Origin of the sequence: Acinetobacter sp. AG3 (assembly GCF_022343575.1) — a bacterium.
Lineage (GTDB): Bacteria > Pseudomonadota > Gammaproteobacteria > Pseudomonadales > Moraxellaceae > Acinetobacter > Acinetobacter guillouiae.
Map to the genome: position 1 here is coordinate 753821 of NZ_JAKQZD010000001.1, position 24443 is coordinate 778263.

Annotated in this window: 25 protein-coding genes, 3 tRNA genes and 3 rRNA genes; 22 read left to right on the forward strand and 9 right to left on the reverse strand. The window is 39.0% G+C overall.

Features of this window, described 5'->3' with window-relative positions:
• The gene (locus L3V46_RS03660; protein ID WP_096911096.1) at window positions 1–348 is read right to left on the reverse strand and encodes a hypothetical protein; all 348 of its coding nucleotides are present in this window, start codon (window positions 346–348) and stop codon (window positions 1–3) included.
• Window positions 349–431: 83 nt separating this feature from the next.
• On the opposite strand from L3V46_RS03660, the gene L3V46_RS03665 reads away from it, so the two are divergent.
• The 13 genes from L3V46_RS03665 (at window position 432) to L3V46_RS03725 (ending at window position 8999) form a co-directional block, all read left to right on the forward strand.
• Window positions 432–629, forward strand: coding sequence for a hypothetical protein (locus L3V46_RS03665; RefSeq protein WP_005034032.1), 198 nt, complete (start codon window positions 432–434; stop codon window positions 627–629).
• A 3-nt stretch (window positions 630–632) separates the two neighbouring features.
• Complete coding sequence (locus L3V46_RS03670) at window positions 633–860, forward strand: hypothetical protein (RefSeq protein WP_005034030.1); 228 nt, start codon at window positions 633–635, stop codon at window positions 858–860.
• 4 nt (window positions 861–864) lie between these two features.
• Complete coding sequence (locus L3V46_RS03675) at window positions 865–1044, forward strand: hypothetical protein (RefSeq protein WP_005034027.1); 180 nt, start codon at window positions 865–867, stop codon at window positions 1042–1044.
• 15 nt (window positions 1045–1059) lie between these two features.
• Complete coding sequence (locus L3V46_RS03680) at window positions 1060–3819, forward strand: toprim domain-containing protein (RefSeq protein ID WP_239044952.1); 2760 nt, start codon at window positions 1060–1062, stop codon at window positions 3817–3819.
• Window positions 3820–3841: 22 nt separating this feature from the next.
• Window positions 3842–4087 carry a hypothetical protein gene (locus L3V46_RS03685; protein WP_239044953.1) on the forward strand — a complete coding sequence of 82 codons (246 nt, stop codon included), beginning with the start codon at window positions 3842–3844 and terminating at the stop codon, window positions 4085–4087.
• 71 nt (window positions 4088–4158) lie between these two features.
• Window positions 4159–4416, forward strand: coding sequence for a hypothetical protein (locus L3V46_RS03690; protein WP_119027370.1), 258 nt, complete (start codon window positions 4159–4161; stop codon window positions 4414–4416).
• A complete protein-coding gene (locus tag L3V46_RS03695) occupies window positions 4400–4987 on the forward strand; it encodes an HNH endonuclease signature motif containing protein (protein WP_239044954.1) in 588 nt (195 codons plus the stop codon). The genes L3V46_RS03690 and L3V46_RS03695 overlap by 17 nt, the downstream gene beginning before the upstream one ends.
• A 65-nt stretch (window positions 4988–5052) precedes the next feature.
• The gene (locus L3V46_RS03700; RefSeq protein ID WP_239044955.1) at window positions 5053–5589 is read left to right on the forward strand and encodes a hypothetical protein; all 537 of its coding nucleotides are present in this window, start codon (window positions 5053–5055) and stop codon (window positions 5587–5589) included.
• A gap of 3 nt (window positions 5590–5592) precedes the next feature.
• The gene (locus tag L3V46_RS03705) at window positions 5593–6213 is read left to right on the forward strand and encodes a hypothetical protein (RefSeq protein ID WP_239044956.1); all 621 of its coding nucleotides are present in this window, start codon (window positions 5593–5595) and stop codon (window positions 6211–6213) included.
• Window positions 6214–6298: 85 nt separating this feature from the next.
• On the forward strand, window positions 6299–6544 hold the full coding sequence (locus L3V46_RS03710) for a hypothetical protein (RefSeq protein WP_239044957.1): 246 nt from the start codon (window positions 6299–6301) through the stop codon (window positions 6542–6544).
• Window positions 6545–6554: 10 nt separating this feature from the next.
• Window positions 6555–7328, forward strand: coding sequence for an exonuclease domain-containing protein (locus L3V46_RS03715; protein ID WP_239044958.1), 774 nt, complete (start codon window positions 6555–6557; stop codon window positions 7326–7328).
• 87 nt (window positions 7329–7415) lie between these two features.
• Complete coding sequence (locus L3V46_RS03720; protein ID WP_239044959.1) at window positions 7416–8576, forward strand: tyrosine-type recombinase/integrase; 1161 nt, start codon at window positions 7416–7418, stop codon at window positions 8574–8576.
• A 346-nt stretch (window positions 8577–8922) separates the two neighbouring features.
• A tRNA-Pro gene (locus L3V46_RS03725) sits at window positions 8923–8999 on the forward strand.
• Window positions 9000–9141: 142 nt separating this feature from the next.
• On the opposite strand, the gene L3V46_RS03730 is transcribed toward L3V46_RS03725, so the two are convergent.
• The 3 genes from L3V46_RS03730 to L3V46_RS03740 are packed head-to-tail and all read right to left on the reverse strand — an operon-like array spanning window position 9142 to window position 11266.
• Window positions 9142–9621 (reverse strand): OmpA family protein, encoded by a 480-nt coding sequence (locus L3V46_RS03730; RefSeq protein WP_004723848.1) that lies wholly within the window; start codon window positions 9619–9621, stop codon window positions 9142–9144.
• A gap of 15 nt (window positions 9622–9636) precedes the next feature.
• Window positions 9637–10854 (reverse strand): sensor domain-containing diguanylate cyclase, encoded by a 1218-nt coding sequence (locus tag L3V46_RS03735; protein WP_004723846.1) that lies wholly within the window; start codon window positions 10852–10854, stop codon window positions 9637–9639.
• Between the two features lie 4 nt (window positions 10855–10858).
• On the reverse strand, window positions 10859–11266 hold the full coding sequence (locus L3V46_RS03740) for a YfiR family protein (RefSeq protein ID WP_227504303.1): 408 nt from the start codon (window positions 11264–11266) through the stop codon (window positions 10859–10861).
• 690 nt (window positions 11267–11956) lie between these two features.
• Between L3V46_RS03740 and L3V46_RS03745 the strand changes: the two genes are divergently transcribed.
• The 5 genes from L3V46_RS03745 (at window position 11957) to rrf (ending at window position 17261) form a co-directional block, all read left to right on the forward strand.
• Window positions 11957–13495 (forward strand): 16S ribosomal RNA (locus tag L3V46_RS03745).
• Window positions 13496–13554: 59 nt separating this feature from the next.
• Window positions 13555–13631: transfer RNA gene (locus L3V46_RS03750), tRNA-Ile, on the forward strand.
• A gap of 44 nt (window positions 13632–13675) precedes the next feature.
• A tRNA-Ala gene (locus L3V46_RS03755) sits at window positions 13676–13751 on the forward strand.
• Between the two features lie 337 nt (window positions 13752–14088).
• Window positions 14089–16979 (forward strand): 23S ribosomal RNA (locus tag L3V46_RS03760).
• 167 nt (window positions 16980–17146) lie between these two features.
• Window positions 17147–17261: ribosomal RNA gene (gene rrf / locus L3V46_RS03765) — 5S ribosomal RNA — on the forward strand.
• The 16S, 23S and 5S rRNA genes sit together here with 2 tRNA genes alongside, the layout of an rRNA operon.
• A gap of 166 nt (window positions 17262–17427) precedes the next feature.
• Here the strand turns inward: rrf and L3V46_RS03770 are convergent.
• The 3 genes from L3V46_RS03770 to metG all read right to left on the reverse strand — a co-directional run bounded on the left by L3V46_RS03770 (window position 17428) and on the right by metG (window position 21199).
• A complete protein-coding gene (locus L3V46_RS03770) occupies window positions 17428–18405 on the reverse strand; it encodes an MBL fold metallo-hydrolase (protein ID WP_239044960.1) in 978 nt (325 codons plus the stop codon).
• A gap of 142 nt (window positions 18406–18547) precedes the next feature.
• Window positions 18548–19021: a hypothetical protein gene (locus L3V46_RS03775; protein ID WP_004817731.1), complete on the reverse strand. Its 474-nt coding sequence runs from the start codon at window positions 19019–19021 to the stop codon at window positions 18548–18550.
• Between the two features lie 123 nt (window positions 19022–19144).
• On the reverse strand, window positions 19145–21199 hold the full coding sequence (gene metG / locus L3V46_RS03780) for a methionine--tRNA ligase (protein WP_239044961.1): 2055 nt from the start codon (window positions 21197–21199) through the stop codon (window positions 19145–19147).
• Between the two features lie 180 nt (window positions 21200–21379).
• Here metG and L3V46_RS03785 point away from each other — a divergent pair, with 180 nt between their 5' ends.
• The 3 genes from L3V46_RS03785 (at window position 21380) to L3V46_RS03795 (ending at window position 23130) form a co-directional block, all read left to right on the forward strand.
• Window positions 21380–22180, forward strand: a complete 801-nt coding sequence (locus tag L3V46_RS03785; RefSeq protein WP_004817729.1) for a hypothetical protein — start codon at window positions 21380–21382, stop codon at window positions 22178–22180.
• A 102-nt stretch (window positions 22181–22282) separates the two neighbouring features.
• Window positions 22283–22777 carry a hypothetical protein gene (locus L3V46_RS03790; RefSeq protein ID WP_239044962.1) on the forward strand — a complete coding sequence of 165 codons (495 nt, stop codon included), beginning with the start codon at window positions 22283–22285 and terminating at the stop codon, window positions 22775–22777.
• Between the two features lie 50 nt (window positions 22778–22827).
• Window positions 22828–23130, forward strand: coding sequence for a putative quinol monooxygenase (locus tag L3V46_RS03795; protein ID WP_239044963.1), 303 nt, complete (start codon window positions 22828–22830; stop codon window positions 23128–23130).
• A gap of 4 nt (window positions 23131–23134) precedes the next feature.
• On the opposite strand, the gene L3V46_RS03800 is transcribed toward L3V46_RS03795, so the two are convergent.
• A complete protein-coding gene (locus L3V46_RS03800) occupies window positions 23135–23353 on the reverse strand; it encodes a DUF6500 family protein (RefSeq protein ID WP_239044964.1) in 219 nt (72 codons plus the stop codon).
• Window positions 23354–23546: 193 nt separating this feature from the next.
• On the opposite strand from L3V46_RS03800, the gene L3V46_RS03805 reads away from it, so the two are divergent.
• Entirely contained in the window at window positions 23547–23735 is a 189-nt protein-coding gene (locus L3V46_RS03805; protein ID WP_004723829.1) for a hypothetical protein, read from the forward strand.
• Window positions 23736–23783: 48 nt separating this feature from the next.
• On the opposite strand, the gene L3V46_RS03810 is transcribed toward L3V46_RS03805, so the two are convergent.
• Window positions 23784–24083, reverse strand: coding sequence for a hypothetical protein (locus L3V46_RS03810; RefSeq protein ID WP_239044965.1), 300 nt, complete (start codon window positions 24081–24083; stop codon window positions 23784–23786).
• Window positions 24084–24443: the final 360 nt, after the last annotated feature.

The window sequence follows — 24443 nt, forward strand, 5'->3', positions numbered from 1 at the left end:
TTATTTCTCCAAATCTTTAGCAACAATTTTGGTAAAACCCAACAGTGCAGTTTGAGCTTCAGGACTAAGCTGTCTATAAGCTTTCAACAACAAACTTTCTTCACTGGTTAAACCTGCATAGTCGGGATCTATACCCAGAATCACATAACGAATATCAATCCCTTTTTCATGCAATTTAGCCAAATAAACCCATTGGTCAGGTACTTTTCCACGAATGTAGTTGCCCAACGTATTTTCATGCGCGCCTATTTCTCGACTTGTTGTTTTCGCAGCAAATTTATTTTTTGACATTTCATTTTTAAAACGTTCTGCGATGACGGCTGACTGCTCGTCAAAATTATCGGACATAAATTTCACCTAAAAATATTGAACGGTTAAATATTTGTGCTATAGTGTGCCTTAGCATACCACTATAACCGCTAGGATAATGTATGAGCACAAATAATTCACCTGTTAATCCGACACGTTCTGAAAAGCTAGACGGTGGCAGAGTACGTTGTGTTGTTTATCTTTCTAAAGAAGAAGCTGCACAAATTGAAGCTGAAAGAAAGAAAACGGGTGTCAGTCAGTCAGGCATTATTGCCCGTTATTACGCATTGGGCAAAAACAACATACAACAAGAGGTCTAACCCATGGCTTTAAAACAAAAACGTGACAATCGTTTCAATGTCAATCTAACTGATGACGAATCACAATTATTCGTTGCCGTTTCAAAGCTGACTGGACTTCCACCAGGTGTGATTTTGCGTCAGCTTGTAATGAAACAAGCATTAGCAACACTCATTGCAGAAGACATAGACAATTTTAATCTAGATGAATACTTAACCAAAGGCGCACAAGGTCACCTTTCTCGGAGCTGAAAAAATGCCAAAACAGCAAATTGCATTAAGCGATAAAGAGAAAGAAATCGTACAGGAAGTTCAAACCGAACTCGGTTTTAAAAGTATCGAAGAAACCCTTGAGTACCTTGCCAAGCAACGGATACAGGAACTACTTGCAAAACTTGCAGGACAAGAAATTAAAAGCCACCGTCACAATTTTTAAGGCAGTTTATTGAAAATGATGTTCCCAGAAACACAAATCTTAATTGAAGAAAGATTATCAAGTGTCTATGGCTTTAAACGTAAGCCGAGTGCAAAGGGTTTTACTTTACGTGGCAGATGTCCAGACTGTGGTCATAAAGAAGCGTCAGCTTGGGCACATGCTGAAGAACCGTGGGTCGTTTTCTGCCCACGTAAAAACGAATGTGGACATGAAAACCATGTTCGTGACTTATTCCCAGACCTATTTGAAAAATGGGAAAAACGCTTTGAACCTACTCCAGAAGATCCATTACGTACCGTAAATGCTTATTTACTAGAAAGTCGTGGATTTCCACTGGAAGCATTGAAGGGATTGTATTCACAGGAAAACCGTGTCAAATATAATCCTAAAATGTCGACCATTACTTTACGCTTTCCCATAACAGATGAAGAAGGCAACGAAGGATGGTGGGAACGTGTTTTAGACGAACAAGGCGTATTTCATAAAACATATTTTAAAGAAAAATGGTCATCAAGCGGACATGCTTGGACGACACCAAACACGAACTATATCGACTCAAAAGAAATTTTTATTACAGAAGGAATCTTTGACACCATTGCACTTTGGTTATCAGATATCACTTCATTTTCACAACTTTCTGCTGGCAACTATCCATCTATATTCTTAAACCATATTGCCGAGAAGTGTGCTGAGCAGGAAAAACCATTACCGAAACTGGTTTGGGCTTTAGATAACGATCCTGCAGGGCATGCAGGCATATTAAAAAACATTGAAAAAGCTACGGCAGATGGTTTTGAATGTACCGCTGCATTACCACCGTTTGGTCGTAAAAAACAGGACTGGAACGATCTCTACAAACAAGATCGACTCAAATTTTCAGACATTGAAAACTATAAATACTATGGTGCACTGATCACAGCCGAAAATGCTGTGGATAAAGGCATACTTATCTACAAGCACAAAGGAGTGAAGTCATTCCCATTCGACTTCAATAATCAAGTCTATTGGTTCAAGCTAGATATGGACAAATACGACGATTATATGAAAGGTTTACATGGCACAGATGACAATGATGACTGGGCACAAGAAGAAAAAGACTTACTTATTGCAGAACGTCGTGATTCAGCATTAGAACATGCATCATCAGTCGAAATTATGATGGAGTGTCGTCCGCATGGTTTGTATTACCAATACCAAAAGGAAATCGACGAAGCCGAATACTATTTCAAAGTTGACTTCCCACGCGGTGGCCAAAGCATCAAAAATACCTTTACTTCATCTCAAATCACATCGGCAGGACCTTTTGGAGATCGCTTAACTCATATTGCACCCGGTGTATTTTATGAGGGTAACAGTAAACAACTCATTGCATTCCTAAAAAGAGAATTACGTGATATCCGTCGTGTTGAATTGATCAATTATGTTGGTTATCACAAAGAGCACAAAACCTATGTTTTAGGCGATGTTGCAGTTCAAAATGGCAGACGATTTGACATTAACAAAGAAGATTTTTTCGAACTGCCACGCAAAACTAACTTAAAAGCTCGTGCCCCATTCCAACTGGATATCAACTCAAATTTAGGTGATTACAGCCATTCTTGGGTAACGGATTTACTCGACTCATATGATGTTCGTGGCATGGTAGCTCTGACTGCATTTTTTGGTAGTTTATTTGCTCAGCAGATCCGAAGCATGGACAAATCATTTCCATTTGTAGAATTGGTTGGAGAACCAGGAACAGGGAAGTCCACACTCTTAGTTTTCCTTTGGAAGCTTTTGGGGCGTTCAGGCTATGAAGGAACAGATCCAGTGAAGTCTTCAATGGCAGGCTTACTTCGTTCATTTCGTCAAGTATCAAACTTGCCAATGGTATTACTTGAGTCAGATCGTGAAGGTGATAAGGGTGTAGTTAAACAGTTCGACTGGAATGCGCTTAAAACTTTGTATGACAACGGTTCATTGGGTGCAAAGGGTGTAAAAAATGGAGGCAATGAAACATATGAGCCACCATTTATGGGCACATTGGTTATCAGCCAAAACGCAGAAATTGTATCGACCGAAGCGGTCATGGGACGTATTGTTCAGTACAAATTCACCAAAGAACAAATGTCTAAAAAAGGTCTCTATGCCTCACGAAGATTAGAAAAATATGAACAGTCAGAAATAAGCCAATTTATTCTACTTTGTGTCGAAAAAGAACAAGCAATATTAGAAAGTTATCGTTTGGGAATGCAGAAATATGATGAATTTTTACATCATGAAAAATTCGGCATAAAAAGTTCCCGTGTTATTCATAACCATGCTCAGATCATGTCTTTGTTTGATGCGTTATGTATGCATGTGCTTATTGAAAAAGATACCCACGGCACAGTCAAAAGCCTGATTTCAATTGATATGCAAAAAAAGGTACATGGCGAATTATTAGAAATGGCGATGAACCGCGACAAGGTACTTAAGTCAGATCCAATTATCGTGCAAAACTTCTGGGCTACGGTCGAAGAAATGGAAGATGCAATCAAGCTTCCAGAACATAAAGAATCCAATGTCAATCATCACGCGAAATCACAGCAATTTGTAGCGATTAATTTTGCTCAGCTTTATCAGCTTGCAGCCAATTATCGTTATTCATTGCCAGATCTTAACGAATTGCAACACGCACTTCGTCACAGTATTCACTATCGTTTTATTGAAGCCAACAAAATGGTTGCAAGCAAAATCGATGGTAAATCAAAACGTTGTTGGGTCTTTGAAAAACCAACATCACAACGGGATTAATCCCACAACTGAGGATACAAATATGGAAGAGAAAGAACTTGACTATGTCAGTCAAAAAATTATTGAGGTATTACGTGAAAAATTCCCAAACGATCAAGGATATGTTCAAGACAAAATTAATCGGTTGGCTCTCATGGAAAATAAATTTGAAGCTTTCTCATGGGCATTAAATCAACTCGATTCAGATAACTTGTTTTCATTATTTGAAAAACTTGGCTTGGATCGTAAAGGTCATAGTTTCTATAACCACTTATTTAAATGTCTTTAATTTTTTAACACATATACAGAAGTAGTCATTTCTGTACAACGGGGCTAATCCCATTTTTTAAGGAAAAAAATATGTCAAATCTAGGTGATTTAAATCGGCATTTATTTGAGCAACTAGGCCGCTTAAATGACAAAAATTTAAAAGGTGATGCGCTGAAAGAAGAAATGGATCGTTCAAAAGCCATGACTGATGTCAGTAAGCAAATTATAGATTCACACAACACCCATTTAGAAGCAGTCAAATTGATCGCGACTTATAAGGGGTTAGGAGATCAAAAGCCAGCAGAACTGAGCAGTTCTTTGGAGATGAAAGATGTCCAAGCCAATTAATTATACGGCTGAGCAATTAGTCTTTATTCAGGAAAATTGTACTTTGCCACGGAAAGAATTAACCGAGGCAATCAATGCAAAATTTCAGACAGATTTTTCCTATGATCAGATCAAAGGACTTTGTACTAGGAATAAGTGGAAAACAGGTCGCACAGGTTGTTTTGAAAAAGGAAACATTCCACCGAATAAAGGAACCAAAGGCTTAACCGGTGCAAACAAAACTTCTTTTAAAAAAGGGAGACCAACATGGAATGCACGACCGATCGGATATGAACGTATTTGCTCCAAAGATGGTTATGTATTAGTGAAAACTGCAGAGCCAAGTGTTTTTAAGCACAAGCATCGCATTATTTGGGAAAAAGAAAAGGGTCAAATTCCTGAAGGTTACGTTGTTGCGTTTAAAAACATGGATCGAACCGATTGTCGTATTGAAAACCTAATGCTGATGAGCAAAGCCAACATGGCAACTTACAGCAAACTATATGTAAAAAAAGCCAATAGTGAAACAAATGAAACTTGTCTGTTGATGGCTCAGCTCAACACTAGACGATCCGAGTTAAAACGTATTTAAACAAGCACACATACAGAAGTTGCCGCTTCTGTATGTGCTACATCACCCAGTCGGAGGACTAAACAATGCAACATGATTCTAACGTACAAACTACAGAAGCAGAAATTTCAAAGTTTCCACGTAACCTAATTCAGGATATGTGGAATTCAAATGTATTTTTTGAAACGATTTTACATATTCCAACTTTATTGGCTACAAGCTCAACACGAGTATCTGATAGCTTTCAAGAATTTTTGAGTGATGCCTATGAAGACTTGCAAAATGAGGATCTAAAAAAACAATGTCCAACCCTTGAATCGACATTGGTAGAAATTAAAGAAAATGATCATATCGAAGATTATGCAGGGGAAGTTGCGAACGATATTGTTAATCAATGCGGTGAATTTGAATTTTTAATCAAACTCGAAACTAGAATTCCATATAACTTCAAATTCGATGAAAACGGAAAATACAGATCTAACAGCCTTGGTGGGTATTTTAGACTTCAATGGATTTTAGCCAAAAACATGGTGGATGCTGCCGAAAAAGCCATAAAAATTGCTGAAGCTATTCATGATGATGAAGAACAAAAAGCACGAAAAGAACAAGGACTGGAGGGATAAACAATGTCAGAAAAAATACTAAATGATTTAAAGTCTGAAAATCAAAGACTAAAATATCTTATCGGAGAAAAAATTGGTCACCCCTCAGTTTTCCAGTTGTTAAGTGCGGAAGTAAACCGTCAACTTCAGGAGCAAAAAGACCAAGGGGATAAGGAATTTATGACAGATGAAGATATTGAAAAGTTAATTCAAGATGTCCTCAAAGATCATGATAAAAATCCTGAAAAATATTGGCACAACTTGTATGCTCAAATTGACTATTTACTAAAAATTAACAAAGAGTTATCTAATCCACTCTTACAAAATGACTGCATGATCGGTCAAACATGGTTCATGAAAGGAACGCCTGTAGCCAACCTGATTAAGCATGCTGAAGGTGTTTATAAAGCTGAAGCGATCGCTCAAAACTCTAAAATCAAATTTGGTACAGACGATAATGAAAATTGGTTTGCACATGATGTTCCATTTTTTGGCACTGTACAGATTTTGAACGAATTCAACGAATGGGATATTCACTTTGGTGACTGTTGGCAAGGTCCATTCAATTCTAAATCTGAATGTATCCAACACTTAGAAGAATGCATTCAGGAAAAACGCCAAGAAGACCAGGAACAATCAGCATGAACTTTAACTTTAAAAACGCAATGTTCATCAACCTGATCGCCTCAATTTGTATAAGCTCATTTATTTATTTGATTGGAGAAAACCAATGAAAAGAAAAAAAATTTTAATCATCTCAGTTTTACTAATTTCTGGCTGTTCATCTTCAACAGATGCAGAAAAGGCATTAAAAGCTGCAGGCTATACAGATATCCAAACTCATGGTCGAGCATTCTTTTCATGCTCTGAAGACGATACTTTTGCAACCAAATTTTCAGCTACAAACTCAAAAGGTGAAAGAATAAGCGGGGCTGTATGTAGTAGTTGGTTAAAAGGTTCAACTATAAGATTTTGAGGCAGTAAAAATGACAGCATTAATTTTTGATACTGAAACACATAAATTACATGGCGATATCATTGAAGCTGCAGGCATTTCAATTGATATAAGCTTTATGGATAGAGCCAAGATTTCGCCAAGTTTTACGGTGTATCCAGAGTTATTAATTGGAAGATCATTTCAATTTGAAGATCGCTATAAGCCAAGTGAACCCATTAGTTTTGGTGCAATGGCAGTACATCATATTGTGGATGAAGATCTGGTTAAATGCCTGCCTTACACAGCATTTAAATTTCCAAAAAATTTAAATATTAAGTATTTGATTGGACATAATATTGATTACGATATTGCTGCAGTCAATCGAGCAGGGATAGCGACAGGTGAATTCAAAGCAGTTTGCACCTTAGCGATGGCTCGTTTTCTCTGGCCAAATTTAGATTCGCATACCCTTTCTGCAGTTGCACTTTATGTGAGTAAAAACCGTGGTAAGACAGCACATGATTTACGGTTCGCTCATTCAGCTTTAAATGATTGCCGTACAACTATATCCGTTCTTATTGCGATTATTCATGAAGCTGGGATTTCATCTTTTGAAGAGTTGTATGAATTTTCAGAGAAAGCAAGATATCCAACGCATATTTTTTATGGAAAGTATCGAGGGTGGGCGATTCAAGATTTAGACGATTGGGATTTACATTCGTTATTCAATAAGACTAACGACAATTATCTCCGTATATCTTTAGAAAACGAGCTATTGTCACGCAGTAGCATAAACGAAAACGAAGAATTACCTTTCATCTAATTGCACACCTTTAATGCACCTCCGATCGGAGGTGCATTTCGTTAAAATATCCACAATACTTTAAAATACTTAAATGTAGGTCTAGTTATGTCTGCAGGACTCGAAATACGTGGCAAAAGCATGCGGATCTGGATGAAACCAGTACCAAATGAAGCATCAATAAAAGAAACTTTAGACTGGCCATACACGCCAGAAAATGTCGATAGAGCGCAAAAACTGGCGGATCTGATCAAGTTAGAGATCCAACTTGATCAATTTAACTTGGTCAAACATTTCCCTAACTCTAAGCATTTAAAAAAGAACCAAATGTCATATTACATCGAACAATACAAAGAACTTATACGCAGAGAAGTTGCCCCAAGCACGTTTGACGGCTATGAAAGCAATATAAAAACCCATGTTTACCCACGTTGGGCGAAAGTAAATCCAAAAGACATCGATACAACGATCGTTCGAAAATGGATAAACCAACTCAAAGACCGGCTTGCGCCAAAAACCATCCGAGAAATTGTCACTAGACTTGCTTCAATCCATGAATTATGGCGACAAGAGAATAGGATTGCGTATAACCCATTTCAACCAATCGTTATTCAACAATTAGACGGTACTGAGCCAGATCCATTTACAAAAACTGAAATCTCAATGATCCTAAATACTGAAACAGACTATGACATCGGCAATTTATTGCCCTGCTTATTCTGGACAGGATTTTCTATTTCAGAACAGATCCCAATCGCTTGGGAGGACATAGATCTTGAAAATGGTACCATCACGATTAAGCGAAATTATGTAAAAGGCTTCTATAAAGTCACCAAAAACAGAAGAAGAAACCGTAAAATCAAGTTACTAGAGCCAGCGATTGCAGCACTCAGAAAACAATATGCGATAACTGGCAATCGCTATCCAAAAGTTGTCGATGTCTTACAACGTGACAATCGCACGTACAAACAAGAAAAATTGCGTTTTGTATGGATCAATGAGGAACAAAACAGCACCTTTGAATATCATGAATTAAGATATAGATGGAACAAGCATTTGAAAAAAGCAAAAGTCAGAGGGCGAGGAATCAACCACGGTCGACACACGTTTGCGAGTCAGCTTTTATCATCTGGGCAAGTTCCACCAGAGTGGATTGCAGAACAGCTTGGACATAGTGATACATCGATGATTTATAAGCATTATGGGAAGTTGATTGCAGAAGATATTCCAGACTACTTGACCAAGATTAATAACTACATACGACAGTAATTTTGGTTACTTGAACATTACTCGAAACATTACATTTAAAATTTTATATAAGTGTCTAATTTATTGGGCACTTTTTTTATTTATTACTTCATTACTCTATATAAGCGTATAGACATGATTTTGTCATTTGGGTCAATTTTGCCTAAATTTTTAATAAACAAAGAAATTAGTCGTTGCTTGGCCATAAAACAACATAAGAAATGATATAAGTCTAAATAATTCCCATATCAGCTATTTTTATCAAACGATCATTACTTAAATCATTAATTTATATGAGAATAGAAATCAAATTATCTTGGGTTCGAGCCCCATCATTCACCCCAATTCCTTAAGTTTGTTGTAAATTCGGAGCATAGCACAGCCTGGTAGTGCACCTGGTTTGGGACCAGGGGGTCGTAGGTTCGAATCCTACTGCTCCGACCATTTAAGCATCAGCTTAAATATAAATTATCCGCTTAAAGGCGGTTTTTTTATGCCTGAAATTTGTGTTTGTCAACGAAGCGTCAAATTCTATAGATCTAAAAAAAGATCTCCGTAGAGATCTTTTTTAATAAAGAGAAGATTATCAAGGAATAATAATCACTGCAACACGACGGTTTTCAGCTTTATTCTCTTCTGAATCATTTGATTTAAGTGGCTGGTCAGCCCCTTTTCCAATCACTTGGATATTTTGTGGATTAAATTTTTGCTCAATGAATATATTTGAAACATTTTGAGCACGTTCTTTGGATAATTTTAAATTGTATTCAGGATTTCCGATATTATCGGTATGACCTACAATTTTAAGCTTATCGAGATGATATTTATTTAATTGCGTGGCTAAACGAACCAATTCAGTTTGACGTTCGGTATTAATATTCGATTCATTAAAACCAAACAATAAACGTTCTGGTAGACCTAGACTCCAACCTTCATCCGTTAATACAAAACCTTCTTTCTTAAGTACACGAGCTTGTTTATAGCTCAACCCACCTAGATTCATACAACCTGTAAGTGCTAGGCAGAGTATTGCAAGAATAGAAAGTTGTACGTTTTTTAAAGTCATAAAAACCCCCTAATATTATGAATGGTAAATAAACCAATGATGCTGTAAAGATTTTGCTTTGTACATGGCTTGATCTGCTTGAGAAATTAAGTCTTCTGGGCTTGAGGCCTGGCTAGAGATAGCAATACCGATACTAAAGCTAAAAGAAATCGATTGTCCTTTATAGATTAAAGGATCGTCACAACATTTAATCAGATTTTCCGCAATAGAGATGAGGTGTTCAATTTTAGAAATGGAACGTAAAATAATTGCAAACTCATCTCCTGCAAGACGCGCGACAAAATCATCTTGGCGAATATGGCGTCTTAATCGCGAAGCCATTTCTTTTAAAACTTCATCACCGACCAAATGTCCATATTGATCATTAATAGCTTTAAAATTATTATTATCAATAAATAATAAAGCTAAATTTTCACGTTGATTGGTGTCTTCATATAAATTACATAACACTTGATAAAAATAATTACGATTAGGTAATTCGGTTAAATGATCATGTTGAACTTGATAAGAAAGTTCACTATTCTCATTTTGAAGATGGGTATGCCAAGATTGAATTTCATCTAAGAGTTGGTTGAACACACTGTTTAAGTCTTGAAATTCTTTTACATCACTTTTTGGAAACCTTAAGTTATACGCCTTTTGATTTCTTAAGAGTTGTGCAATTTGTATAATCGGTAAAAAAGAACCCATAATATGGCGATAGGTTAAGTTTACTGACCACCATACAGCAAAAACCATAAAGAGCATGCCAAACGCTAAGCCGGTAAAAATTTTAAAAATAAACATTAAAATTTCATTGGAACTTCCATATAGCACAACTTGACCAACCAGCTTTCCTTGATGTTGGACGTTTAACTTGATGGAATCTTTTAAAAAGATATGATCAAAAAAGTTTTGAATATAAGAATAGTGTTCAACATTTTTTAAGCTTTCAGCAACTTTATGACCTTGATTATCATAAACCTCAATCAGGCGTACTGAATGTTGAAAGGTGTATTCATTGATAATCTGCGAAATCGCGATTCTATCAGAGAACACCAGCGCAGGTTGAACACGTTCAGACACGGTGCGGCTGATTAATAATAGGTTTTGTTTCGCATAAGATTCAACGGTAAATACTGAAATCGTGACAAAAGTAGACGTACTAATAAATAAAGTGATTGCAAAGGTCGTAAATTGAGATTTACGAAACAATGTTTGTAGAGAACTCGATTTAAAAAATTTATTCATCATTATTTTAATCCGAATTCTTTGCCAGCAATAAAACACGTGGGTCAACATGTATTTTAGACTGAGCTAAACTATCAAGATTCACTTTAAAAATAGTATTTCCTGTTTTGTTGGTGGATAAGCAAAAAACGCTGCCAATTTCACATTCAGAATTACTTGAGCTAAACGATAAAATAGATGAATTTAATGATTTCCCAATAAGGGCCTGTTCGGTTTGTGCTGAAGTATTGGAAAAAAATACCGCATCACAATGACGATTTTTTAGATCGGCGGAATGTATCGCACTTATATTAAAAGGAGACTTATTTGATTTGATATAAGCAGAAAATTGGTTTGCATAAGATGCATTATCAACGACGCATAATTCTGGATTCGGAGTGTTCCATTTTGCATAACTTAATATCGACAATGTCATCATGAAAATATTATGTGACGAATTGGCTGAGGAATAGTTGCAGCAAAAGAGCAAAATTCCTAAACAGAAGCTTCTTCTATTTATAAAACGGGCCATATTCGACTTAATTTATTAAATGATAAAATTATTTCAAATAGTTTAAAGAAAAAAAACAAATATAAATAGCTTAAAATTTAAATAAAAACATGTTCTGCTTTATTAGTATGAGAAAAAATGGTGCAAAAAATAGCTAAAAATGGACTTTTTTTGCTATTTTGGTCGAAAAAATGTCCAGTTGATAAAAAAGTTTAAAAAAAGGGGTTGTGTTGGTTAGTGAATGCTGTAGAATGCACATCCATCGGCGGTGATGTTAAATAAAACTTCTGATAAATCAGGCACTTGATTAAGTTGTTAAGATTTCGAATTGAGATTTTAAGGTGAGATTAGAGTTGGGTTTGTTAGAAAAAATAATTAACATTATTGATTGACTTTTTAGAGATAGAGAGTAGTATAGCCGACCTAGCTTGATGCTGACGAAGCATTGAGAAGATCATTAAGAGAATATGAAGAACAACTTGTGTGGATTTTTACTGATTGATTGATCGAAATATTATCATTGATTGATTGGTTTAAATTACTCGAAGTTTATTTGAGAGAATTTGTCAGTACATTGATGAGTCAGAATTGTGACCTTAAGTCACTAATGATTTTTAACTGAAGAGTTTGATCATGGCTCAGATTGAACGCTGGCGGCAGGCTTAACACATGCAAGTCGAGCGGGGGATGTTGCTTCGGTAACTGACCTAGCGGCGGACGGGTGAGTAATACTTAGGAATCTGCCTATTAATGGGGGACAACATCTCGAAAGGGATGCTAATACCGCATACGCCCTACGGGGGAAAGCAGGGGATCACTTGTGACCTTGCGTTAATAGATGAGCCTAAGTCGGATTAGCTAGTTGGTGGGGTAAAGGCCTACCAAGGCGACGATCTGTAGCGGGTCTGAGAGGATGATCCGCCACACTGGGACTGAGACACGGCCCAGACTCCTACGGGAGGCAGCAGTGGGGAATATTGGACAATGGGGGGAACCCTGATCCAGCCATGCCGCGTGTGTGAAGAAGGCCTTATGGTTGTAAAGCACTTTAAGCGAGGAGGAGGCTCTCTTGGTTAATACCCAAGAAGAGTGGACGTTACTCGCAGAATAAGCACCGGCTAACTCTGTGCCAGCAGCCGCGGTAATACAGAGGGTGCGAGCGTTAATCGGATTTACTGGGCGTAAAGCGTGCGTAGGCGGCTTTTTAAGTCGGATGTGAAATCCCCGAGCTTAACTTGGGAATTGCATTCGATACTGGGAAGCTAGAGTATGGGAGAGGATGGTAGAATTCCAGGTGTAGCGGTGAAATGCGTAGAGATCTGGAGGAATACCGATGGCGAAGGCAGCCATCTGGCCTAATACTGACGCTGAGGTACGAAAGCATGGGGAGCAAACAGGATTAGATACCCTGGTAGTCCATGCCGTAAACGATGTCTACTAGCCGTTGGGGCCTTTGAGGCTTTAGTGGCGCAGCTAACGCGATAAGTAGACCGCCTGGGGAGTACGGTCGCAAGACTAAAACTCAAATGAATTGACGGGGGCCCGCACAAGCGGTGGAGCATGTGGTTTAATTCGATGCAACGCGAAGAACCTTACCTGGTCTTGACATAGTAAGAACTTTCCAGAGATGGATTGGTGCCTTCGGGAACTTACATACAGGTGCTGCATGGCTGTCGTCAGCTCGTGTCGTGAGATGTTGGGTTAAGTCCCGCAACGAGCGCAACCCTTTTCCTTATTTGCCAGCACTTCGGGTGGGAACTTTAAGGATACTGCCAGTGACAAACTGGAGGAAGGCGGGGACGACGTCAAGTCATCATGGCCCTTACGACCAGGGCTACACACGTGCTACAATGGTCGGTACAAAGGGTTGCTACCTAGCGATAGGATGCTAATCTCAAAAAGCCGATCGTAGTCCGGATTGGAGTCTGCAACTCGACTCCATGAAGTCGGAATCGCTAGTAATCGCGGATCAGAATGCCGCGGTGAATACGTTCCCGGGCCTTGTACACACCGCCCGTCACACCATGGGAGTTTGTTGCACCAGAAGTAGGTAGTCTAACCGTAAGGAGGACGCTTACCACGGTGTGGCCGATGACTGGGGTGAAGTCGTAACAAGGTAGCCGTAGGGGAACCTGCGGCTGGATCACCTCCTTAACGAAAGATTGACGATTGGTAAGAATCCACAACAAGTTGTTCTTCATTGATGTATCTGAGGGTCTGTAGCTCAGTTGGTTAGAGCACACGCTTGATAAGCGTGGGGTCACAAGTTCAAGTCTTGTCAGACCCACCAAGTCTACTGAACACAGAAGAGCAGATATATTAAGATCTTAAGCTGGGGACTTAGCTTAGTTGGTAGAGCGCCTGCTTTGCACGCAGGAGGTCAACGGTTCGACTCCGTTAGTCTCCACCACTAATTAAAGACTAAGTGATTACAGAACTTAGTAAGCCGATAGCTTATTAAGTTCTGTGATTTATCACAGTTAACTACTCGCTGACGAGGCGGTAGTGAATCATTAACAGAATATATTTGAGTTGAAATAATTGTTTAAACTCGTTTTAGTTGATGTTAGCAAGTAATTGTTAATGTTGAATGAAATGAGCACTAGCGATAAAACTGAATCAAGCGTTTTGGTATATGAATTAAATTGAAGCTGTATAGTGATTAAATTCACAGGCAACAAATAGAAGTGATTAAGTTCACATTGTTGATCCTCCTTGTAGGGATTAACGACTGTTTGGGGTTGTATAGTCAAGTAATTAAGTGCATGTGGTGGATGCCTTGGCAGTCAGAGGCGATGAAAGACGTAATAGCCTGCGATAAGCTTCGGGGAGGCGGCAAATATCCTGTGATCCGGAGATTTCTGAATGGGGAAACCCACTTACCATAAGGTAGGTATCGCATGATGAATACATAGTCATGCGAGGCGAACGAGGGGAAGTGAAACATCTCAGTACCCTTAGGAAAAGAAATCAATTGAGATTCCCTCAGTAGCGGCGAGCGAACGGGGATCAGCCCATTAAGTTATATGTGTTTTAGCGGAAAGCTCTGGGAAGTGCTACCGTAGAGGGTGATAGTCCCGTACACGAAAGGGCACATATAATGATGACGAGTAGGGCGAGGCACGTGAAACCTTGTCTGAATATGGGGGGACCATCCTCCAAGGCTAAATACTCCTGACTGACCGATAGTGAACCAGTACCGTGAGGGAAAGGCGAAAAGAACCCCTGTGAGGGGAGTGAAATAGATCCTGAAACCGCATGCATACAAGCAGTGGGAGCCGACTTGTTCGGTGACTGCGTACCTTTTGTATAATGGGTCAGCGACTTATATTCAGTAGCAAGGTTAACCGTATAGGGGAGCCGTAGAGAAATCGAGTCTTAATAGGGCGTTTAGTTGCTGGGTATAGACCCGAAACCGGGTGATCTATCCATGAGCAGGTTGAAGGTTGGGTAACACTAACTGGAGGACCGAACCCACTGTCGTTGAAAAGCCAGGGGATGACTTGTGGATAGGGGTGAAAGGCTAATCAAACTCGGTGATAGCTGGTTCTCCCCGAAAGCTATTTAGGTAGCGCCTCGGACGAATACCATAGGGGGTAGAGCACTGTTTCGGCTAGGGGGTCATCCCGACTTACCAAACCGATGCAAACTCCGAATACCTATGAGTACTATCCGGGAGACAGACTGCGGGTGCTAACGTCCGTAGTCAAGAGGAAAACAATCCAGACCGCCAGCTAAGGCCCCCAAATTATAGTTAAGTGGGAAACGATGTGGGAAGGCATAGACAGCTAGGAGGTTGGCTTAGAAGCAGCCACCCTTTAAAGAAAGCGTAATAGCTCACTAGTCGAGTCGGCCTGCGCGGAAGATGTAACGGGGCTAAAACTATATGCCGAAGCTGCGGATGTGCACTATGTGCACGTGGTAGGGGAGCGTTCTGTAAGCCGATGAAGGTGTATTGAGAAGTATGCTGGAGGTATCAGAAGTGCGAATGCTGACGTGAGTAACGACAAAACGGGTGAAAAACCCGTTCGCTGAAAGACCAAGGGTTCCAGTCCAACGTTAATCGGGGCTGGGTGAGTCGACCCCTAAGGCGAGGCCGAGAGGCGTAGTCGATGGGAAATTGGTTAATATTCCAATACTTCTGTGTAATGCGATGAGAGGACGGAGAAAGTTAAGTCAGCCTGGCGTTGGTTGTCCAGGTGAAAGGCAGTAGGCATGCATCTTAGGCAAATCCGGGGTGCTCTATGCTGAGAGCTGATAGCAAGCTAGTTTACTAGCGAAGTGGCTGATACTATGCTTCCAGGAAAAGTCTCTAAGCTTCAGTTACACAGGAATCGTACCCTAAACCGACACAGGTGGTCAGGTCGAGTAGACCAAAGCGCTTGAGAGAACTCTGCTGAAGGAACTAGGCAAAATGGTACCGTAACTTCGGGAGAAGGTACGCTGCTGACGGTGATAGGACTTGCTCCTTGAGCTATTGGCAGCCACAGAAACCAGGCCCCTGCAACTGTTTATTAAAAACATAGCACTCTGCAAACACGAAAGTGGACGTATAGGGTGTGATGCCTGCCCGGTGCTGGAAGGTTAATTGATGGGGTTAGCGTAAGCGAAGCTCTTGATCGAAGCCCCAGTAAACGGCGGCCGTAACTATAACGGTCCTAAGGTAGCGAAATTCCTTGTCGGGTAAGTTCCGACCTGCACGAATGGCATAATGATGGGGGCGCTGTCTCCAGCAGAGGCTCAGTGAAATCGAAATCGCCGTGAAGATGCGGTGTACCCGCGGCTAGACGGAAAGACCCCGTGAACCTTTACTGCAGCTTGACATTGAACTTTGATCTTACTTGTGTAGGATAGGTGGGAGGCTTTGAAGTAGTGACGCCAGTTGCTATGGAGCCATCCTTGAAATACCACCCTGGTAATATTGAGGTTCTAACTCTGTCCCGTTATCCGGGACGAGGACCATGTCTGGTGGGTAGTTTGACTGGGGCGGTCTCCTCCTAAAGAGTAACGGAGGAGTACGAAGGTGCGCTCAGCGTGGTCGGAAATCACGCGTAGAGTATAAAGGCAAAAGCGCGCTTAACTGCGAGACCCACAAGTCGAGCAGGTACGAAAGTAGGTCTTAGTGATCCGGTGGTTCTGTATGGAAGGGCCATCGCTCAACGGATAAAAGGTACTCTGGGGATAACAGGCTGATACCGCCCAAGAGTTCATATCGACGGCGGTGTTTGGCACCTCGATGTCGGCTCATCTCATCCTGGGGCTGAAGCAGGTCCCAAGGGTATGGCTGTTCGCCATTTAAAGAGGTACGCGAGCTGGGTTTAGAACGTCGTGAGACAGTTCGGTCCCTATCTACCGTGGGCGTTGGAAATTTGAGAGGATCTGCTCCTAGTACGAGAGGACCAGAGTGGACGAACCTCTGGTGTACCGGTTGTGACGCCAGTCGCATCGCCGGGTAGCTATGTTCGGAAGGGATAACCGCTGAAAGCATCTAAGCGGGAAGCCTACCTCAAGATAAGATTTCCCTAGGACTTTATGTCCTCTAAAGAGCCGTTGAAGACTACGACGTTGATAGGTTGGATGTGGAAGTGCGGTGACGCATGAAGCTGACCAATACTAATTGCTCGTGAGGCTTGACTATACAACACCCAAGCAGTTGTATATGAAGCATCATTTGATTCATAAAAGATCAAACATACTTGATTTAGTTGTAAAGCTAGTTAAACTATTCAACTCAAATGTTCTGTTAAACTCATTTGGTACGAAGTAAGGCATTTAAATAAGACCCGAACAAGTCCATAACAGTTTGCTGGCGACAATAGCAAGAGTGAACCACCTGATCCCTTCCCGAACTCAGAAGTGAAACCTCTTAGCGCTGATGGTAGTGTGGGGTTACCCATGTGAGAGTAAGTCATCGCCAGCTTTTAAATCTAAAAACACCCCGTTCTTTAACGAGAGCGGGGTGTTTTTTTATGGGTGGTGTTTATTAGCGAAATGAAAAGAAAACTGCGAAAGGAAATATAAAAGCTCTAGCCTTAGCAGGAGCTTTTAAAAATCATTAGAAAGATTCTACTTAAACAATAAAATCATTAATCTTTAAAATGAACAGGAATCCATTGATAGCTTTTCCCATCTGCTGAGTAAATATGTCCAATGCCTGGGAATGGTAAATGAGGTGCTGCGATGGTTTGCCCATGTTTTGCATAATCAGCAAACTGCTTTAATCGGGTTTGAACAGCTGTTTTCGGGTCAATATCATATTCTATTGCTGTTTCTGGTTTATCGAATTGTACTGTATGAGAGTGGACAATATCTCCAATAAAAATAATATCTTCACCCGTTGTTTTTAGTTTATAACTAAAATGCCCTGGGGTATGACCAGCAGTACTGATCACTTCAAATCCGCTGATGTTGTCACCCAGTTTAAATGTTTTAAACTGTTTTTTAACTTGATAGGGTGCAAGGGCGGCTTTGATCTTTTCGACAGTTGCTAAGTAATTGGCACGTTTATCTTGCGCTATTTTTTCAGCTTGTTTCGGATTTAGCCAATAATTTGCTTCATCTTCAGAGACATAGATGGTGGCATTTGGGTAGTTTGCTATGCCATTTTTACTGACACCACAGGAATGATCAGGATGTAAATGTGTCAGTAAAATCGTATTGACTTGTTCAGGTTGATGACCTGAAGCTTTGAGATTTTTTAATACAGAGCCTAGATGCGCACCGAAACAATCTGCAGTACCGCTATCCACCAAAACCAATGATTTTCCTGTGTTAACTAAAAATGCATTCACCGATGTTTGCACACCTTTGGCTTGATCTGCATGATATTTCTTTAAAATTTCTTGAACCTTATCCTGTGAAATATCCTTAAATAGTGTGGGAGACATAAAGTTGGTGCCATCTAGCAAGGCGGTAATTTGTGTATTGCCCAACTGATGTTGGTAAAACCCTGCTACTTGCGCTTGTTGTTCAATGATCGGTAATGTTTTGGTGACTTCTGCTTGTGATGTAAGAGGGAATAAGCCGAATAAAAGGACTGATAATGATAGGGCAGTTTTTTTCATTGGAGTTGATCAGAATTAATTTAACGAATTATTTTTTAACATGGATTGGTTCATCACGGTGCTTTTTATATATGAAAAAAAATCGACTTTTGTAAGCGAATTTTTTATTAATATACACAATGATCGAATCAGCTATGTGAGGTCATTCATTGATATCCTGACGATTTCTGGCTCTTTTCCACTCAATAAAAGTACAAATCAGCGCTGTTGGTAGTATAAGGACAAACTGGAGGTAAAGAAAAGTGAATAAAGGGAAAGGCGTGACTATAGCAATGATAAGAATAAAAGGGGCTAGCATAAAGCCTAAAAGACACCCATAGATTAAACTATAACGCCAAGAGGCTAACGCTAATTTACTTGCAAAAAAGTGATTAAATAAGAGATTGGTAATGATGACTGGAATGCATCCTAAGAGATAACCAATTGGAGTAATCAAGATGGATGCAGCAATCATTGGAAATATAATAGATGGTGTAATGAGTCCTTTTAAAAACCGCATTGGATCATAAAAAAATAATCCGCTGTGAAATGTGATCGTGATAATAAATGTACCAATGAGTGGACCACAGAGGATAAATGCAGATATTTTTCCTTGGTTATTCTTTGATATATCCATATTGAGGCGAGCCCCTTTTTTTTCATTTTTATAATGTGAATGTAGTAAAACAGTAGCATAAAAAAAGACTTTCGAAGAAGCCTTTTAGTGATTTATGATCGTCTCGGATGAGATAATCAATAATTAAGAAACTTTATCACCTGGTTTCGCACCAGATTCAGGTGAAATCACCCAAACACCATCACCATTCCCAGCAGCAAGCACCATACCATTTGAAATACCAAAACGCATTTTACGCGGCGCAAGGTTTGCAACCATAACCACCAATTTGCCAGTTAAGTCTTCAGGTTTGTAGAACTCACGGATCCCACTGAATACATTACGTGGTTCAGCTTCGCCGACATTTAGAGTCAATTGAAGCAGTTTATCAGAACCTTCTACTGTTGCTGCTTCTAAGACTTCAGCAACACGCAAGTCGATTTTGATAAAGTCATCGATCGTAATGATTTCTGCTTCACCCACTTTGGCTTCAGGCTTTTTCTCTTTGGTTTTTTCAGTTTTCTTTTCTGCTTTCGCTGGTGTTGCAGCAGCTAAAGATTCTTTTGATGCATCAACCATTGCAGCAACTGCTTTTGGATCAACACGTTGCATCAATGGCTGGAATTGAGCAATTTCATGCGCAACTAAAACCGTTTTTCCTGAAGCAAAATCAAAACTTTCAAGTTTTAAGAAGTCTTGAACCTGTGTTGCCAAAGTTGGTAGTACCGGTGCCAAGTAAACAGCCAATTGACGGAATAGGTTGATGCCAACAGAGCAGACATCATGAACTTGTTGTTCCTGACCTTCTTGTTTTGCCAAAGCCCATGGTTTTTTCTCATCAATATACTGATTTGCACGATCAGCAAGTGCCATGATTTCACGTATAGCGGTTGAAAACTCACGCGCTTCATAAGATTGAGCAATCGAAGCACCCGCATCAATGAAACTTTGAACCAGCTCAGGTTCAGCACATGTTGCAGACAAGCTATTGTTAAAATTGCTGTTAATGAATTTTGCACAACGACTGGCAATATTCACAACTTTTCCTACTAAATCTGAATTTACTTTTTGCACAAAGTCATCAAGATTCAAATCAGAATCTTCAACCTTATCAGAGAGTTTAGAAGCAAAGTAATAACGTAAATATTCAGGATTTAAGTGCTGCAGATAGGTTTCAGCTTTAATAAATGTGCCACGCGATTTTGACATTTTTTGACCATTTACAGTCAAGAAACCATTTACGAATAGGCCTGTAGGGGTGCGGTAATTTGCACCTTCTAACATTGCAGGCCAGAACAACGCATGGAAATATACAATGTCTTTACCAATGAAGTGATAGACCTCATTTTTAGAATCTTTTTTCCAATAGTCGTCAAAGCTTAATTCTGGGCGCTTCGTTTTGATGTAATTTTCAAAACTTGACATATAGCCAATCGGAGCATCAACCCAAACATAGAAATATTTATTTGGTGCATCTGGAATTTCAAAGCCGAAATAAGGTGCATCACGAGAGATATCCCAATCGTTTAGACCATTTTCAAACCATTCATCTAACTTATTTGCGATCGAAACAGGTAAACGACCTTCATCACGCGTCCATTTTTGCAAGTATTCGGCAAAGTTTGGGAGTTTAAAGAAATAATGATCTGATGATTTTTCAACAGGTGTCGCACCACTTAATGTTGAGCGTGGGTTTAATAGCTCTGTTGCATTATAGGTCGTACCACATACTTCGCATGAGTCGCCATACTGATCTTCCGCTTTACATTTTGGACAAGTGCCTTTAATGAAACGGTCTGACAAGAACATGCTTTTTTCAGGATCAAACAACTGAGTAACAGGACGAATCGCAATATTGCCTGCCTCACGGTTTTTAATATAGATTTCCTCAGAACGGGCTTTATTTTCATCGCTATTGGTTGAATCATAGTGATCGAAATGTACGCCAAAGCCATCAAAATCACGGATATGCTCTTTTTGCACATTGGCAATTTGCGCTTCTGGACTAATCCCATTTGCTTCTGCACGGAGCATGATTGCTGTACCGTGTGCATCATCCGCGCAGACATAAGTCACGTCATGACCCATTGCACGCATGGCACGAACCCAGATATCTGCTTGGATGTAGCCGAGTAGGTGACCCATATGAATAGGACCATTTGCGTATGGAAGGGCGTTAGTGACTAAAATATTTCGCACGGATATAACTCTCTTTCTCAAAGTTAATGCAAGGGCATTGATTTTAGCGTAATTGCTATGAAGATGCACAACAGAATAGGTGAATTCTTTTCAAATGTAGATTTTTATGCATATTCTTATATCTGCCAATTCATTATTATAGAATGGTGTATTCGTGTATTTCCCAAGAGCAATAAATCTATGATTGATGATGAATATTTTGATGATGACCAGCCTGTAACCCGTATTCCACAAAATCAAAATAGTAAAAATCTGATTGAGAAAAATATTCTGAAACAAGCTGAACGCTATTTTGCAGATATTTCTGAAGATGAACATCAGTATCTTATTGAAACACTCAATGGGTTTGCTCAAGAAGAGCCTTATTTTGAAGTTTTAGCCAATCAATTGGATCAGCCTGTGGGGGCTAAAATTGCCAATGACGCTCTCAATCTATTGCATTTTTGGCAATTGATACACGAAGCTGAAGATATTGCTCAGTTTAATCTTTTAGATGTGATCAACAGTGCGTTTTTTCAGTCTGAGATGTTTAAAGCTTTTGATCAATTAGCACTGGGTGAGCAGAAGTCACAATACCAAGCTGTGTTAGAACAAAGCTTTAAACTCTATCAATTAGAGTTGTATGCGGGATGTATTCCATTGCTTTATGCCCAATTGGAAGGTTTGTTAACGGCTGTTTTAGTTCAAAATGGTTATTTAAAACAACAGGACACCAAGTTTATTGATGTCTATAAAATCGTTCCTGGGTTAAAAGGTCATGAGATTAAAAGTTTGTGGCATAAAGCTAAAATTGCCAATGAATTGAATCATTATTTTTTAGAGTTGGCTGCTTATAAGATGGATAGTAGTTCAACGGTGAGTATGACACGGCATAACATTCTACATGGTACGGATTTGAATCATTTTAATCAGGGTCGCAGTTTCGTATTGTTTATTTGGCTATTTGCGGCAGTCAGTTTTATGGGAAATGTCCGATCATAAAGTTCCAATCGTGATGATTCTTCACCTAAACTTCACATCCTAATCAAACACGCTACATTTTAATTTTAGAAACTAACACCAAGATCGAAGAAGGAGAAAATCATGCGGTCTTGGTATGTATTTGTTGCTTCAGCATTTGCAAGTTTAGCGGCTGTTCTTAGTTTAGTTGTGCCATTTTGTCTTTTTCTATATTTTTATCAGGGCGATTTATTTATTTCAGCTTCTGAACGAACTTCAAGCCGAGGCATGGAAGTCGTATTGTATTTAACTCCATTTTTACTGCTGGTCGGTTTTTTTAGTTACACAGTTATTTTTAAAGTATTTAAAGTACCTCAAAAAATCATCGAAACAACACAGATTATAAAATCTATAACTTTGATCTTTATCATGATGCTAAGTTTTTTATTCTTAGTTTTATGTTTAGATGGTGCTCTATCTAACTTTATCGAGGCATTGAGTTATTTAATCTTCGTTTATTTACTGCTATTGCTCCCGTTTTGTATCGGTCTAGTTCTCGGAAATGCAGTTTACTTCATTTTATGCAGAAAATTTAATGCGCAGAATATGTTTAGAAAACAAGTACATCATTGGGTTTAAATTTGCGTTTCATGTTATGTTCGAACTTCGATATCAATAAGAAATTACCTATGCTTAAACTGATTGCCGAAGACTTTATCCAAGTGGATAAAATTGATTTAGTTTTACCTTTATATCAACAATTAGTTGAGCAAACTAAACGAGAAGCGGGCTGTATTGCCTATGATTTATATCATGATTTATGCAATACAGGGCATTTTGTATTTATTGAGGAATGGGTGGATCGAGCTGCTTTAGATGCCCATGTTCAATCCTCCCATTTTCAGGATTTAGTCCCGCAAATTGATCAACATAGAAGACAAGATGGAATTTTTACCCATATGCAGCATTATGATGAATTGTTTAAAAAATGAATATTTAGCATTCATCTTCAATCATTTTCTTAATTTTGATTGCCTTTTCAAAATGATCAAGCTGATGGGTTTTAATCCACCATTCTGCCACTTGCATTAAGGTTTCTGGGTTATCATTTTTATTGGCAAAGAATGCATAAAAAGATAAACCAACATCATCTCCCTTTTTAGCAATTTTATCATTACAGACTCGGATAATTTTTTCTTTCATTAAGTGTTGCATTCGATAAGACTCAGTGTTTGTTTTAATTCAATGATTTTTAATCAATCAGAATAGGCTATTTTATTCATTTTGAAACAAAAAAACACATCGCTACAAACTGTGTATGAATTGTTAAAGAAATGCATCTTTTTACATTTTATGGAGTTTCAGTTGTTATAACTAGGGTGAGACTTAATTAAATAGGAAGAAAATCATGACAAATTTAGACGATTTAAAAAACAAAGCTTCTGAAGTAATTGATGATGTGAAGTTAAAAGCCAAAGAAGCAAAATTAGGTGCTGAAAAGGTTGCAGATGACCTCAAACATAAAGCAAAAGAAACGCTGCTTAAAGGTGAGCAAGCTGTAAATGATTTGAAGCACAAAAAAGATGATGAAAAGTAATTTGAACAATCACTGAACAGCGCCACGCTGTTCAGTGATACTTTTTACTTAAGGTTCTTTACGAATCCACTCGATTTCACGAATCTGATTATTCACTACCGTAAAAGTATAAGTTACATTCTCAATCTCATAGATATAGTTGGATACGGTAACCGTCGTTTTACCTTCTTTACGTTCATAAGTGTTCATTGAAATTGGAGATTGACCAATTCGTGTCGACATTTCCGTCAAACTATCACCTACAGAAACCAATTGTCCTGAAGATGTACGCACCGCAGTTGTAGATGTTCCAGCAAAAGCTGAACTCGAAATGATTACAGTAAAAACTAAAAATAATAGAGACTTCATAGACCTACCTTATTATTGTCAAAAATTACACAAAGTTGTTAGGGTCTGTAGACATTTCATAAATGGCTTGCGTTGTAGGTTAAAATTGAGCAGGCAAGGCATGAAACGAAGAGAATAGCGAGACTATTTTCGAGTTTCATAACACAGGCTGAGATAATTTTAACCACAACCCTTCGGGACTAGCGTGTTTTTTGCCGCTACATCGTTACGAACTACTCATTTAGAATGACTAAATTTCGTATTTCGCGCCTAGTATCGCCTAAAAAACACACGTAGTCGCAAACATAGACGAATTGCCAACAGACCCTATTGACCCAATCTGACTATAGCTATTTTTTATCCAGTATTTGTATGGGAATT